This window comes from Micromonospora humida, from assembly GCF_016901255.1.
Lineage (GTDB): Bacteria > Actinomycetota > Actinomycetes > Mycobacteriales > Micromonosporaceae > Micromonospora > Micromonospora wenchangensis.
This window is the reverse complement of sequence record NZ_JAFEUC010000005.1, coordinates 316575-331055: the sequence shown is the minus strand read 5'-3', so window position 1 is coordinate 331055 and position 14481 is coordinate 316575. Positions and strand designations below refer to the sequence as shown.

The following is a 14481-nucleotide window of genomic DNA, read 5'->3' as shown; positions in this document are numbered from 1 at the left end:
CGAGACATGACGCCGCGTCAGGCAGTCGACGTGCGGGCGCACCGCTGGCTGATGATCGTGGGGGCGCTCCTGACCGCAGGCGCCCTCCTGCTGCTGTCGCTTCTCCCTGACCCGCCCGCCGAGGCGGTCGCGATGACGGCGTGGGTCGAACGCGGCCACCCGCTACTGATGTGGAGCAACGAACTGCTGTTCCTCGCGGTCATCTGCTGGGGAGCCGGTGCACGCGGTCTCGTCAGCACGGGCCGGGCCGGCACGTCGGCGTGGGTCGACGTGGGAAGGACCGCTCTCACGGTCACCCTCGGCGCGCTCGTCGTCGTACTGCTCGCGGTGGGGCGTCTGGTCTACCCGGTGTTTGAGATCGACCTGTCAGCCGAGGTCGTAGCCCTGCTCGTCAGCTCGACGTTCGGCGCCCTGCACGTTGCGTTCCTGGGTTTCGCCGTCGCCGCGGTGGCGCTCGGCTGGTCGACACGCGCCGGACTGGCCGGGCGAGCTGTCGGCATCGTTGCCGCAGCCGCATTCGTCGTGGGCTCCTTCCCCTGGTTGACACCGAACTGGTGGAACTCGGTGGTCCCGGTGATGATCGCCGCCTGGGGCGTGTTTCTCGCCTGCGTAACCCGCACCGAGTAATCCGGCGACGCTACGGAAAGGACGAGCGCCGGGCAGGTCGCCGATGCCGTGGAGACTGCGCGGCGCTCACGGCAGGCTGCCGGTCAGCGGGTGCACTCCAGCAGCACCCAGACGTCGAACCCGCCGGGCCAGGTGTAGCTGTCGATCAGCACGCAGTCGCCGAATCCGGCGTCGTCCGCTTTCATCAGGGCCTGTTGGTAGGCGTAGTAGTAGGCCAGGCCCATGCTGCTGGAGCCCTCTCCGCTGAACTGCCGGGTCTCGACGGCGGACCCACTGGCTGCGGCGGGGGGTGCGGCACCAAGCACAGCTGCCGATACGGTCAGTAGCGTTGCGGTCACCATTCGCTTCATCACCGCTTCAGGGTAGGCCGCACCCGAGGTGATCGCCATTTGCCGGAGCGAACCCACCCCCGCGCCGACTACCGCTCGACCGCCCTCGGCCCGGACGCCGTCGGCGTTGCCGCACACCACGTTTCCCCAGCCCGGGCGTGACCACCACGCCGTCGACCTGCAACCCCGCCGATCCGCCACCCGGCGTCCAGATCAGCCTCGGCCACCCGTCGTGGAACGCCCCTGGTCGGCGAGGTCGATGGCCACCTCGGACAGGGGCTGACCGGCACACGTCAGGGTGTAACCGGCGGCCCGCTGCTGCGGGGTGAGACAGTTCGGCCCGCTCACCACGACGTCACCACGGCGAAGCCGCACGACGCACTCGCCGCAGGTGCCGACGGTGCAGGAGAACGGCAGGTCGATCCCGGCGGCGAGACCCGCGTCGAGCAGACTCTGACCGGGCTCGACAGTCCCCGTACCGACGGGTTGCCCGGCCGCCTCCACGGTCATCGGCTGCGGCGTGGTGGTCGCGATCGTGGTGCCGAGGTCGCCGTCGACGAGCCGTCGGGGGCGCCCGGTGTGGCCGTCCGGGGTCGGCGCGGTCCGGGTGGGCGGCTGCCACAGCCCGGACCGGAGGATGGCCTGCGCGCAGTGTACCCACGCCTGCCTGATCGCCACTGTGGTCCATGCTCTCTGCTGGGAGGTGACCGTGCCGTTGACGCGCAGGACCTCGTCGACGCCAGGCAGCGGGAAGACGCGGGGAAGGGGGTGGGCGCGGGGCGTCCGTAGGGTGGTGGGCGTGAGGTGGCGGTGGTGTGGTCCAGGGCGACGGTGCGGCGGCTGGCGGCGGTCCCGGGTGGGCCGATGGTGACGGTCTGGCCGTAGGCGATGCATTGCTGGTCGATGGCCCACAGCAGCAGGGACTTGACGGACGTCGTACGTCATACGAATATAGGCGTCGATATATGCCTGCCCGCGTCCCGTCCGAATGGTCGAGATGACACCGGGCCGGTCGACGTCTGCGGTCGCCGCTTCGACCGCAGTCCTGCGCTGACGTCGACGCTTCGGTGGCGCCTGCACGTCCAGCCGGCTGTGGCTCACGTAGCGGTCGCTGGCCTGACACCCGAGCCGGACGGCAGCTTCCCCGTAAGGAGACGACTCTGTGTCACCTCGCAAACGCTCGGCCCCCTGGATAGGGGCGATCCTGGCCGCCATGGTCGTGGCCACGGTCGGCGCGTACGTCGTCACGAACGCGACGCCGGCCGCCGCGGCCGCCACTGCCGGTTGCGGCAAGGCCCCGGGGCTGAACAGCGGCACCCACACCATCTCCAGCGGCGGCAAGAGCCGCAGCTTCATCCTTCGGCTTCCCGACAGCTACAACAACACCTACCCGCACCGGCTGGCCTTCGGGTTCCACTGGTTGGGTGGCACCGCCAGTGCCGTCGCCTCAGGCGGAACCGACGGTTACGCCTGGGCCTACTACGGCATGCTGTCGCAGTCGAACAACACCACGATCTTCGTCGCCCCCCAGGGCATCAACAACGGCTGGGCCAACACCAATGGCGAGGACGTCACCTTCACCGACGACATGATCCGAATGATCGACAACGCGCTCTGCGTCGACACCACGCAACGCTTCTCGGTCGGGTTCAGCTACGGCGGCGCGATGAGCTACTCGTTGGCGTGTTCCCGGCCGACGGTGTTCCGCGCGGTCGCGGCCATCGCCGCCCCCGGAGAGATCAGTGGCTGCAGTGGCGGGACCCAGCCCGTGGCGTACATGGGAATTCATGGCATCAACGACAACATTCAGAGCGGCCGGTCACTACGCGACAGGTGGCTCAGAAACAACGGTTGCGCTGCGCAGAACGCACCCGAGCCCGCACGGGGCAGCCTGACCCACATCATCACCACCTACTCGTGCCGGGCCGGCTATCCAGTGCTCTGGGCCCCGTTCGACGGCGGACACCAGCAGGGCCCGGTGGACGGATGTGCCGGCTGTGAGAGCGGCGCAAGAAGCTGGGTCAAGCCTGAGGTGTGGCGGTTCTTCACCCAGTTCGGGTCGACCCCGCCGCCGACCACCACCCCGCCGACCACCACCCCGCCGACCACGCCGCCGCCCGGCCAGGCGAACGTGATGATCGCCGGCGGCCAGTCGAGCCGTTGCGTCGACGTCGCCAACTCCAGCACGAGCAACGGCGCCCGGGTGCAACTGTGGGACTGCCACGGCAACAACAACCAGCGCTGGACCCACACCGCCAACCGCACCCTGACCGTCTACGGCAACAAGTGCCTGGACGCCAGCGGGTCAGGCACCAGCAACGGCACCGTCGTGCACATCTGGGACTGTCACGGCGGCGCGAACCAGCAGTGGAACCTGAACAGCAACGGGACCATCACCTCCGTCCAGTCGGGACTCTGCCTGGACGCCGTCGGCAACGGCACCGCCAACGGGACGCAACTCAACCTGTGGGCGTGCAATGGAGGCGGCAACCAGCAATGGGCCACCCGTAGCTGACAGTCCGGCAACCCCGTACCACCATGGCACGGCGGTGAGGCGGGGCGGCGGCCAGTTCCCTCGGCCGCCACCCCGCCGGGCCGGGACGACAACTTCTCTTCGCGCTGCAGTCATCGATGGATCCGGACGCGGTACCGGCAGCCTGCCTGGGCGAGGCGAGCGGCTGCCCAGGCCGAACCACACTGCCGCTCCTCGGTGCGTGGACGCGCCTACGGGCGTGGTCGGCCTGCCGCCGTGCTCCGGGGCGCGATGTCGGCAGATCGGGCAGGCCAACTGGCCCCATCGCGCACGTGCAGGCGGCTGGGCCAGAACACACTGGAAACAGGTGAGTATCGATCCGCTTGTCCCAGCAGAAGTTGGACCGGGCATCGTCCGGCTCGACATCGGCGCGGACTGCCCGCTCACGGGGACCTGCGCGCCGGGCAACGGAGTGCTGGGACAGGCAGGGTATCGAGATGAGGTGCGCGTCCGCGCGGGTGCCACCGCCGCTCGTCAGCGACAGCCGGTGCGGGCCTCGGGTGACGTGCCGCCGTAGGTGGCCAGATCGATGCTGATCAGGGCTAGGTGGAGAGGGCTTCGCTGCCGGCGGGCTGACCGTCCGGGTCACCGTGGGCGTGGGGGACCGCTCGGCGGCCACGTCCCGGGATCGATCGAGGCGGTGGTGGTGCCGTCGAGGCGCGGACGACTAGCTCGACCGGTTGGTCGGCCGCCGGTGGAAGCGCGACGTCCGGCTTCTCGATGACGCGTACCAGCAGCGCGAGACCCTGCCGTGTGACCTCGTCGAACGGCTGGCGCAGGGTGGTGAGCGGGGGAGTGACGTAGGCGGCGACCGGGATGTCGTCGAACCCGACGACGCTGATGTCCTCGGGCACCCGGCGCCCGGCCTCGAGCTGCGCGCGGATGAGACCGATCGCCATGTCGTCGTTCGCGGCGAACACCGCGGTCACGGTGCCGTCGCCGGCCAGTTCCCGGCCCGCTGCGTAGCCGGACGCGGCCGACCAGTCGCCCTCGACGACCGGCGGCTCGTCCGCGCCGTGGGCTCGCAGCGCCTCGCGCCAGCCGGCGAGACGGTCCCGTGCCGAATGCCACCGCTGCGGGCCGGCCAGGTGATGGACGGTCGCGTGCCCCAACTCCAGCAGGTGCTCGGTCGCGGCCCGCGCGAGCCGGCCCGCGCCGACCCTGGCGGTCACCACCTGCGGCGCGGCGAACGTGGGCGGCGCGCCGAGGACCAGGACCGGCACGTCCACGCTGATGATGCCGACGCCCTCGTCGATCGGCTCGGAGATGACGACGCCGTCCACGCCCTGGTCCAGCAGCGATGCCAGGGCGCTCGCGATGCCGCCCGGGTCGCCCTCGATCGTGGTGGCCACCCGCAGCGTGTAGCCCACCTTCCGGACCGCCCGCTCGATGCCTATGAGCCACGACGTCGGCCCGTACAAGGCGCTGCCGAGCGTCACCACGCCGATCGACCGGGTCCGACCGGAGGCCAACGCCCGGGCCGCCTGGTTGCGCCGGTAGCCGAGCTCCTCGGCGGCGTCCAGGACCCGCCGGCGCACGTCGGCCGAGACATACGGCTCGTCGTTGAGGACCCTGGACACCGTCTTCTGGGAGACGCCGGCCAGCCGCGCGACGTCCACGCTGCGCGGCGTCGGAGGGCTTCCACCCGGCCTCGCCAGTCGCGTCATGGCACCTCCCATCGCCAGTCATCGTTATGTATGATTGCGCTGTCATGTCTGCGCAGTCATACACTCGCCATCAAGATCCCGTCACCCGCCTGTAATGCGGGCGAAGCACGTTCCCTGCCAACACCCTAACCCCAGTTTCGAACCGAACAGGCCGGGTCGGGCCGCCTGCCGACCTCGCCGAGGACCGCAGTGCTGTCCACGCCTTCGACGTGTCACGCAGCCGGGCAACCGCATAGTCGAATCGATTCGTTAATCCGTCGGTGCCACGTCGGTGAGCCGGCGACACGGAATGCCTGAGCGCGATGCCCTGGCGCTCCGGAAGGGGCGCGCTCATCGGTGGCCGCTTGAAGCCCGCGAGGTGCCAGGAGCAGGAAGTAACCGTCCTGAAACCTTGACTTCACGCTCGATGGGTCCATTAATACATACCTATGTATTCGGGTCGTAGTCACCCTTCCGGGGTGGTCGGCGACGCCGGCAGATTCGTCGAATCGGTTCGAGTATCGGCCTTGAGGCTGCGCCCTGAACCGGCGTTACGGAGCTGACGGATGAGTCACAGGAGGTTGCCGTGCATCGTACGAACGCCCATTGGGGTGTCCGATTGTCGGCGTCGGCCAGAGGGCTTGCCGCGACCGTGGCGCTCGGCCTGACCCTGACGCTGGGCGGCCTGCCCCTGGCGACCCCCCGGTCGGCCCTGGCCGCGCCGGGCGCGATGGGGGCCGTGGCCGCCGCCGGTGTTGACGGTGTGGCGGCCGGAAACGCCGCGATCGCCTCGGTCGACCTGAGCGGAACCTGGGGCTTCACGCCCGCGGGCCGGGCGGCGACCACGATCGCGGTGCCCGGTGGCGGCTGGTACAAACAGGGCTTCACCACCGTGAACGAGGCGGTGTACTCGCGCAGCATCACCGTGCCGGACTCGGGACAGCCGCAGTCGACCTGGATCGAGTTCGGCGCCGTCAACCACCAGGCGACACTGTCGGTCGACGGCCGCGTGGTCGCCACCCAGACGACGGCGTTCACCCCGTCGAACTTCGACATCAGCGCCTACGCGGCACCCGGCACCACCCACACGATCACGGTGAACGTGAAGGGCCGCGGCGCGTTGAAGGCATCCAACGGCCGGTACCTGGTGCCCGACGCCGCCACGTGGTCCGAGGCGGTACCGCAGGGGATCTTCGGGTCCGCATTCCTGCGGGTATACCCGGCGGTGTACGTCAGCAACACATTCGTGCGTACGTCGGTGGCGAACAAGACGCTGACCTACGACGTGACGGTGCGCAACACGTCGGGCAGTCCCCGGTCGGTGACGTTGACCGGGTCGCTGGCGTCGAAGAACGGGACGGCCTTCAGCTACCCGGAACTGCCCGGCCGTACGGTCACCGTGGCGGCCCGCTCGACCGTGACCGTGACCGTCGGGCCGGTCGCGTGGAACCTCGACAGCACCTCGTACTGGTGGCCCAACGTGCCGTACCGGTCGGGGTACCGGGCGCAGCTGCACGGGCTGACGGTGCATGCCGTCACCGACGACGGCCGGACGAGCGACGCCGAGTACCGGTTCGGATTCCGGGAGGCCACCCAGAACGGTGACTACTACTACCTCAACGGCGTGCGCGTGAACTTCCGCGGCGACAACCTCCAGGGTGCCGACTATGACCGGATCAACAACGGCGGCAAGGGCGATGCCTACCACACCCTGCCCGGCTTCCTGCCCCCGTCGTCCGGCAACGGCGGCTGGCCGCAGGCGGTGGACAACTACCAGCGGCTGAACTACAACGTGGTGCGCATCCACCAGGAGCCCGGGAGCCCGTACATGTTGGACGTCGCCGACGAGATGGGCCTGATGATCATCGACGAGGTCGCGATTCGCGGCTCCCAATCCTCGCAGGAGTGGAAGGAGTCCGTCGGGCACGACAACATGGTCAACCACGCCCGTGCGCTGGTCCTGCGCGACCGCAACCACCCCGCGATCATCCGCTGGAGTCAGAACAACGAGCCGAACCAGAGCGGCCAGGATTCCGAACAGTTCGAGAAGGAGCTGTACGCGGCGATGAACGGCGCCGACGGCACCCGGCCGATCATTGCCGAGGTGGGCGTCGGCGGGAATGTCAGCCTGTATCCCGGGATGACGTACGCCAACTTCGCGGTGATCCCGCACTACGTCGACGGCTTCGGCAGGTACGGGGAGGGCCTGATCACCGTGAACGGGCGGCCCGACGGCGAGGGCGAGTACATCTGGCCGGCATGCAACAACAAGCAGGGCTTCGCGTGGTTCGCCACGGCAACCCTGGCCAAGCGCGGCAAGGGCGCCACCGACCTGCGCCCGTACACGCTGCTGTCCGCCTGGGCCAGCGTCGTGCCCGGCGTGCGGAGCACCGACTTCACCCCGGAGGAGGGTGGTCACCCCATCTACGGCGCCGACAACCTGCCCGACCCCTGGAGCAACCCGCAGATCCAGCGCGTGCAGGCGGCGTTCAACCCGGTGGCCGCAGTCGACCTTCCGTACTGGTCGGCCTCCGGCAATTCGGACTCGAACGGCACCTTCCCGTTGCCGCAGGCGGTACCCAGCTACGCCCGCAACGCCACGGTCACCCGCAACATCACCGTGTTCAACGACGACTTCGTCGACAGCTCGGTGGGCTTCACCTGGACGGCGCGGCTCGACAGCCCGACCGGCGCGGTCGTCGCGTCCGGCAGCACGACCCTGACCGTCCCGCTCGGCTCGCGGGTCACCCAGCCGGTGTCCTTCACCGCCCCCGCCACCGGGAGCCGCGTGTACCTGCAGCTGTCGACCACGAAGTCCGGCAGCCCCGTCTTCACCGACGCGGTCGAGTACTTCAACCTCAGCGGAGGCAGCGGGACCGGACCCACTCCCGGGACCTACCGCATCGTCAACCGCAACAGCGGCAAGCCCCTGGCCATCGCCGGCAACTCCACCGCCGACGGCGCCAAGACCGTCCAGCAGAGCGGCACCACCACCTGGACGGTCAGCACCGCACAGGACGCCTACACCCTGCGCTACACCGCCTCCGGAAAGGTGCTCGACGTCAACGGCGGCAGCACCACGCAGGGCCTGCAACTGCAGCAGTGGTCGGCCAACGGTGGCACCAACCAGATGTGGTACCTGCGGCCCACCGGTGACGGCTACTACACCATCGTCAGCCGTGGCAACGGACTGGCAGCCGACGTCTACGGCGCCTCTACCAGCGACGGAGCGCAGGTCGTGCAGTGGACCGCCAACGGCGGGACCAACCAGCAGTGGCAGTTCGTACCCGCCTGACCAGTGGCAGAGGTGAGTGTCAAGTTCGGCCGCCGGTAGCGGACTGCCGATTGTCGCGCCGACTCGGGGGCACGGTTTGTGCGCCCGAGTCGGCCACGATCCGATCGCGGTGGGACACGAGCTACCGATCCGGACAGACGCCGGTCTGGTCCGCTCGCTACCCGTACGTGAGCCAGGCCCGGGGCGTCGCGGCTGAGTGCATGGACTCTTGGTGCCGTCCATGCACTGGGGCGTGGCTCGACCGACCGTCGTCGTAGGACGTTCGATGTGCGTCGTCGGCTGATCGGAGACCCGGAGCGGACCATGTCCATGTGAGTGGTTCTGCGTAACCTGGTTCGGGGCCGACCGTGACCCGATGGCCGGCTGGCGGTTGATTGTCCACGCGGCGTCTCACGGGGTGCTCCGTGGATGCTCTGGCGCGATGGACGGGGCCGGCGCGCGATGGACCGGCCCGGACGCCGTCCCGCTGAAGCTGGGACCCGACCGCGAACAGATGGACTCACGCGACCCCGTTGGACTCGCTCCGGTTGCCCCTACGTCGCCATGTCGACATGACCGGGTAGTCCGTGACAGGCATGTGGGTGACCGGCTGACAGGGGGCACTTCACGACCCGGCACGTCACGGCCATGGCTCCCGCCGCGCAGTGCAGGGTATGGGGGAGCAGGCGGAGGCGTTCACCGAACGGTCCACCCCCGGCTTCAAGTACGCCGAGTACATGGTCCACGCCCGCACCGGCAATCTGCTGGTCAAGGTGTAGCTCGCGGTTGGCGGTGACGAGTACGTGTCGTCATTGGTCCTGGCCACGAGAGTGATGGCCCCATCCTGCATGCGACGCGGGCCGCCGTCTCGACCATTTGACGGCCCAAGGACAGCCACGCACCGCCTGCGGTGACCCTGCGAATTCGAGTAGTCGCCGGCCCGTGTGGCCTTGGGCGCGCACATTGCCGATGGCCTCGATGAGTCGCTGGATGTCGACACTTTCTTTGCGACGACCGGTTCAGGGAGCTCATGGCTTGCAGGGCGGGGGGCCGGGTTCGTCGGGGGCGTACCGCTTCCATTCCGCCCCGGTGGGTGGGCCATGGCGGGCGCACAACTCCGCGTACGCGACCCGGGGCGCCGGCACGTACCAGTCCCGGGTCTGGAAGATCTCGTCCACCGACTCGATCACGGTGCCGTCGGTGCTCACAGCCAGGCCCGCGATCCGGGACGGGTGGCCGGTGCGGGTGGCGAGCAGGCGTGCGGTGGCGATCTCCCAGAAGCGGATCGTGCCGGGTTCGCGGAACGCTCCGTCGCTCACGGCGAGGACCGACCCGTCGGCGACGAAAGCCAGGGCCGTCGCCTCCTTCGCGTCGTCGGTCTGCAACCGGGTGAGCAGGGCACCGGTGCCGGTGTCCCGGATCTCGACCGGTCCGTCGCGGCTGCCCGTCGCGAACCGGGTGCCTGCGGGATCCAGTGCCAGTGCGCTGACCGGGTACCGGTAGGTGGTGCGGTAGTCGTGGATCAGCGTTCCGGTGTCCGGGTCGTAGAACCGGACACCGGTTTCGCTGCCCGCAGTGACCAGGGAACCGTCGGGGGCGAAGATCGCCTCGTGGACGAAGAAGTCGCCGCCGGTACGGATGAGCTGGATCAGCCGCCCGGTGGCGATATCCCAGATCCGGACCCGGTCGTCACTGCCGGAGGCGGCCACGCGGGTGCCGTCGGGGCTGATCGTCAGACTCGCGATGTAGTCGCTGTCGGTGCTCATCGGACCGGCGATCTGCCTACCCGAGCGCGGCTCCCACACCCGTATGCGATTGCCTGCCCCGGCCGCGACGACCCGCCGGTCAGGGTCGGTGGCGACGTGTGACAGCGCTCCGACGGAACCTGGCAGCGGTACCCCGAAGGGCTGATCGGTCGTCGCCTCCCAGAGGCGGAGGTTGTTTTCGCCGTCGACGGTGGCCGTCAGGGTCGACGTCCCGGCCGTGGCGACGGGTAGCGTTCGCCTGCCGTCGAGTGGCCGCGCAGCGGTGGTCGGCGCGCCGGTGGTCGAGTCCCACAGCCGGATCCGGCCGTCGGCACCGCCGGTGGCGAGGACACGGCCGTCGGCGTTGAACGACACCGACCACACCGTTGCGCCGTGGCCGGTGATCGGCGGACCCACCGGCACCCGTGTGGCCGGGTTCCAGAGACGGGCCGTCCGGTCGATGCCGGCGGCCGCCACCCGGGTGCCGCCCGGGCTGACCGCCACGGTGAGCACCGGGTCGGAGCCGGCGGGCAGTTCGGCGGGCCGGCGTCTGCCGACGTCCCACAGGGTGACGTCGCCTCGGCTACCACCCGTCACGAGTTTCGTCCCGGTGGGGTCGAAGACCAGGGCACGGATCGAACTCCGGGTCGTGATCGGGGAGCCGACGGCCCGGCCGGTATGCGGGTCGCGGAGAACCACCGTCTCGTCGTCGGCGGCGGATGCGAGCCACTTGCCGTCCGGGCTGAACGCCACCGCCTGCACCCGGGTGGAATGCGCGACCGAGGCGATCTGCTCGCCGGTACCGCGGTTCCAGAGCCGGACGGTTCCGTCCCACCCGGCCGACGCCAGACGGGTGCCGTCGGGGGCGAACGCCACCGAGCTGACCCGGTCGGTGTGACCGGTGAGCGGTCCGCCGGTGGGCTGCGCCGTCGTGGTGTCCCACAGCCGGATGGTGCCGTCCGCCGCGGCCGACGCCAGCACCGTCCCGGCCGGGTCGTACGCCACAGCGGTGACCGCCCCGGTGTGCCCGGCCGGTGGCGCCGCAGCGGGCCCCTCGGCGGCCGTCTGCCAGACCCTGCCGGTTGCCGCCTGCCAGAACCGGACGGTGCCGTCTTCGCCGCCGGACGCCAGTTGCCGGCCATCCGGCGAGAACGACACGGCGTGGACTGCGCCGGAGTGACCGACGAAGCCGGACTGCCCCTCGGTGAGGCGCGCGGCCAGGGCGTCCCCGGCCTCGGCGGTGTGTGCCTGCTTCCAGGCGGCGACCGCGAGTCGGCGGGCGGTCACCGGCTGCGTGCCGTCGATGCTGCCACTCTGCGCCGCGAGCTGCCGGGACAGGGCGATGGCATGCTGCTCGTTCGCGTTCCTGGCGTAGCGGAGCGCGGCGACTGCGGCGACCGTGGCGACGAGGGTCAGCACGCACAGGCCGGCCAGCAGGGTCCGGCGTGCCCGGGTCGCCCGCCTGGCGGCCCGCTCGCTGGCGGCGAGGAAGACATTCAGGTCCTGGGGCAGTCGCCGGTTGGCCGACCAGTCCCGTCCTTCGCCGAGGTCCCGGCCGCGGAGCAGTTCGGCGGGCTCGCGCCGGTCGGACCAGCGGTGCTGCTTCTCCTCGACGCGCTGCAGCCACTGCTGGAACTGCTCGTCGCTGCGCACCCAGCTGCGCAGCGTGGCCCAGTCACGGATCAGGGCGTCGTGCGCCAGCTCGGCGACCGGTTCGGCACCGGGTGCCGGGGCACTGGTCACCACCAGCCGCTGGGCGGTGAGGACCGCCAGCACGTCGTCGGCGTCGCCCGCCAGCTCCCGCAGCTCGGACAACCGACGTCGGCGGCGCACGGCGGGGATGTGGTGCGCAGCGTCGGCCGGGCGGACGAGCGCCGTCAGGACGTCCCGGCTGGCGACCTGCGGGAGATCGGTGACAGTCTGGTCGCACCAGGTCGTGATGCTGCCACGCAGGCCCCCGAACCTCTCGTACGCGCGGTGCGTCAGAACCCCGTCCTCCTGGCTCTCCCACAGCTGCTTCAGCGCCACCTCCAGCAGCGGCAGGACTGCCGTGGCCGCCCGGGGATCGGCGGCGAGGACGTCGTCGATGATCCGTTCCGGCAGGCCGTCCTGTAGCCGCGCGCCGCCCGCGGCGGCCGGTGCCTCGATGATGTCGTGCAGTTCGGCGCGAGTGAGCGTGGCCGGGATGTTGATGATTCCCGGGCCGACGAGCTCGAGCAGGGCGGGCGCTTCGGCGGCCAGCCGGGGGTAGAAGTCGTCCCGCATGACCAGCAGCACGGTGCGTCCCGGCCGCCCGGCGGCGGCGACCAGACCATCGAGGACCGGCCCCGCCGCGGGCGTGATGAGCAGGTCCTCGAACTGGTCGATCACCAGCAACTCGTGTTCCCCGAGCGGGAAACCCGCATCGTCCGGCCTGACCACGATCGTCGACCACGTTGCGCTGCCCGGCAGCCGTCCCCCTGCGAGCGCCGGGAGGACACCCGCCTGGACGAGCGACGACTTCCCGGCGCCGGACGGGCCGAGCAGCAACAGCAGCGGTGGCCGGTCGGCCAGCGCGGCCACGACCCGGTCGACGGCGCCGGCCCGGCCGTGGAAGACCCCGGCATGTTCCGGCCCGAACGGGTCCAGTCCCCGGTACGGGCAGGAATCGGCCACCACCAGCGCGGGCCAGGCCGACCGCAGGGCCGCGACGGACGTCGCATACCCGATGCCGGTGCCCCGGTCGAGCGCGTCCGGGCGGGTCACCGCAGAGACCATGCCGATCACCGCGTCGGCACTGTCGTCCCACACGGGGCTGCCGCTGAACCCCTGGGTCAGGTCGTTGGCTGCGGTGAGCTGCAGCAGCGCCGGTTGCAGCAGGTCACCGGCCCGCCCGTACCCGAAGTGGCCGCCGGGACCGGCCTGGGCCGGGAAACCGAAGGACCGCACCCGGTTCCCCCGCCGGCCGCCGGACCCGGCCAGGGGGAGCGGTCGCAGCCCCCCAGGGACCGAATCCAGCCGTACGAGGGCGATGTCGTCGCCGTCCGGCGGCTGCCAGCCGTCGGCCAGTACCCGGCCGCCCACCATCGGGGTGCCCGCCGCCTGCGGGAAGCGCAGCCGCACCGGGTCGCCGATCCGGGCTCCTGCCGCCAGTACCACGTGCGCGCAGCTGACCAGGACGTCCTCGGCGATCAGGAAACCCGCCCCGGCCGCGGCGTCCCGCGCGTCGAGGATCTGGGCCACGCTGCTGGACCACCCCAGGTCGACGGCATCGGTCACGCGATGTCCACGCTGCCCGATTCCTCCTGCACCGGGACCTCCGGCCCGTCCCGCCGCCACTTCATCTTGACCTTGAGATTGCCGCTCATCGCTGTCTTGGTGATCACCGCGCCGGCCTGGGCGGACAGCGCGATTCCGAACTCGACCTCCAGTTCGGCCGGCTTGGCCCGGCTGAGCTGGTCGAGCAGGACCTGGGCGGCGTCGACCACCGGCTCCAACAGGTCCTGCAGGGTCGCGGACATCTCGTGCACCCGGTCGCCGACGCGACCGGCCTTCACCGGGCCACCGGCGGTGTCCACCTCGGCCGACTCGACCAGGACGACGCCGCCCCCGGCGAGCGGTATCCGAGCAAGCTCAGTCATCGACACCCCTTCACTTCTCGGACTCGAGTACGCGCCAGGGCTTGGGGAAGAAAGCCCAATGACCGTTGACGTACGTCAGACCGTTGTACGCCATCCCGTGCTCCTCGCCGGGAACCACCATGTCGATGGAGTAGATCGTCAGTCCAGGCCGCAACTGGTCCTTGATCTCCTCGTACCCGCCCGGGAAGTTGGCCTGGGCGTCCTTCCCCCAGGCCCGCAGTTCCTCGGTGGTCGCACCCCAGACCCGTACCTCCGTCTGGTCCGGCTTGGCGAACGGCGCCGCCGTGGGCGGCATCGAGGCCCAGAGGCCCTTCTCGTAGAAGCGCTGCGCCCGCTCGGCGAAGGCCGGCTCGAACAGCGCCTGATAGTCCGCGGTCGTCGGGCGCAGGGAGGCGACCAGCGCGGGATCGCCGTGCGCGGCGAGCTCTGCCATCAAGGCTCGGGCGCCCTGCTTGTCGCCAGGATAGGCGGCCTGCACGGAGACGACGGCGGGTTCCGAGGACGGGCCGGCGGGGCTGTCGTCCACAGCGGAACAACCACCGACGGCGACAAGCAAGGCCGCGGCGGCCAAACTCCACGACGCCCGAAACGACTTTCGACTCCACACCACGATCACTCCTAAGCGAGGCGACGCGCGCAACAGTGGCATGGCTCTGAGATCAAAGTGCGCCCAGCTCGCGATTCGCCACTGTCGACAATCAGACGCC

Annotated in this window: 9 protein-coding genes; 3 read left to right on the top strand and 6 right to left on the bottom strand. The window is 70.4% G+C overall.

All coding sequences use genetic code 11. The annotated features are described in order from the left end of the window. Nucleotides 1-6: 6 nt before the first annotated feature. The gene (locus tag JQX11_RS13030; protein ID WP_204925236.1) at nucleotides 7-627 is read left to right on the top strand and encodes a hypothetical protein; all 621 of its coding nucleotides are present in this window, start codon (nucleotides 7-9) and stop codon (nucleotides 625-627) included. Between the two features lie 83 nt (nucleotides 628-710). Here the strand turns inward: JQX11_RS13030 and JQX11_RS13025 are convergent, their stop codons facing one another. Together JQX11_RS13025 and JQX11_RS33400 are read right to left on the bottom strand one after the other, a co-directional pair. Further along, nucleotides 711-1016 (bottom strand): hypothetical protein, encoded by a 306-nt coding sequence (locus tag JQX11_RS13025; protein ID WP_204925235.1) that lies wholly within the window; start codon nucleotides 1014-1016, stop codon nucleotides 711-713. A 153-nt stretch (nucleotides 1017-1169) separates the two neighbouring features. Continuing rightward, entirely contained in the window at nucleotides 1170-1634 is a 465-nt protein-coding gene (locus JQX11_RS33400) for a 2Fe-2S iron-sulfur cluster-binding protein (RefSeq protein ID WP_204925234.1), read from the bottom strand. A gap of 484 nt (nucleotides 1635-2118) precedes the next feature. Between JQX11_RS33400 and JQX11_RS13015 the strand changes: the two genes are divergently transcribed. Continuing rightward, nucleotides 2119-3471: a ricin-type beta-trefoil lectin domain protein gene (locus tag JQX11_RS13015; protein ID WP_307826168.1), complete on the top strand. Its 1353-nt coding sequence runs from the start codon at nucleotides 2119-2121 to the stop codon at nucleotides 3469-3471. 560 nt (nucleotides 3472-4031) lie between these two features. Here the strand turns inward: JQX11_RS13015 and JQX11_RS13010 are convergent. Further along, nucleotides 4032-5156, bottom strand: coding sequence for a LacI family DNA-binding transcriptional regulator (locus JQX11_RS13010; RefSeq protein ID WP_204925233.1), 1125 nt, complete (start codon nucleotides 5154-5156; stop codon nucleotides 4032-4034). Nucleotides 5157-5787: 631 nt separating this feature from the next. On the opposite strand from JQX11_RS13010, the gene JQX11_RS13005 reads away from it, so the two are divergent. Further along, a complete protein-coding gene (locus JQX11_RS13005; protein WP_307826167.1) occupies nucleotides 5788-8430 on the top strand; it encodes an RICIN domain-containing protein in 2643 nt (880 codons plus the stop codon). Between the two features lie 1007 nt (nucleotides 8431-9437). On the opposite strand, the gene JQX11_RS12995 is transcribed toward JQX11_RS13005, so the two are convergent. The 3 genes from JQX11_RS12995 to JQX11_RS12985 are packed head-to-tail and all read right to left on the bottom strand — an operon-like array spanning nucleotide 9438 to nucleotide 14210. After that, nucleotides 9438-13412, bottom strand: a complete 3975-nt coding sequence (locus tag JQX11_RS12995; RefSeq protein ID WP_204925231.1) for an nSTAND1 domain-containing NTPase — start codon at nucleotides 13410-13412, stop codon at nucleotides 9438-9440. After that, a complete protein-coding gene (locus JQX11_RS12990) occupies nucleotides 13409-13774 on the bottom strand; it encodes a CU044_2847 family protein (protein ID WP_204925230.1) in 366 nt (121 codons plus the stop codon). Before JQX11_RS12990 ends, JQX11_RS12995 begins: the two co-directional genes overlap by 4 nt. Before the next feature lie 10 nt (nucleotides 13775-13784). Beyond that, complete coding sequence (locus tag JQX11_RS12985; RefSeq protein ID WP_204925229.1) at nucleotides 13785-14210, bottom strand: hypothetical protein; 426 nt, start codon at nucleotides 14208-14210, stop codon at nucleotides 13785-13787. Between the last annotated feature and the right edge of the window lie 271 nt (nucleotides 14211-14481).

What these genes read in the sequence shown, in the direction of transcription:
- JQX11_RS13030 (WP_204925236.1), top strand. Translation starts at nt 7, where the DNA reads ATGACGCCGCGTCAGGCAGTCGACGTGCGGGCGCACCGCTGGCTGATG.
- JQX11_RS13025 (WP_204925235.1), bottom strand. Translation starts at nt 1,016, where the DNA reads ATGGCGATCACCTCGGGTGCGGCCTACCCTGAAGCGGTGATGAAGCGA.
- JQX11_RS13010 (WP_204925233.1), bottom strand. Translation starts at nt 5,156, where the DNA reads ATGACGCGACTGGCGAGGCCGGGTGGAAGCCCTCCGACGCCGCGCAGC.
- JQX11_RS12990 (WP_204925230.1), bottom strand. Translation starts at nt 13,774, where the DNA reads ATGACTGAGCTTGCTCGGATACCGCTCGCCGGGGGCGGCGTCGTCCTG.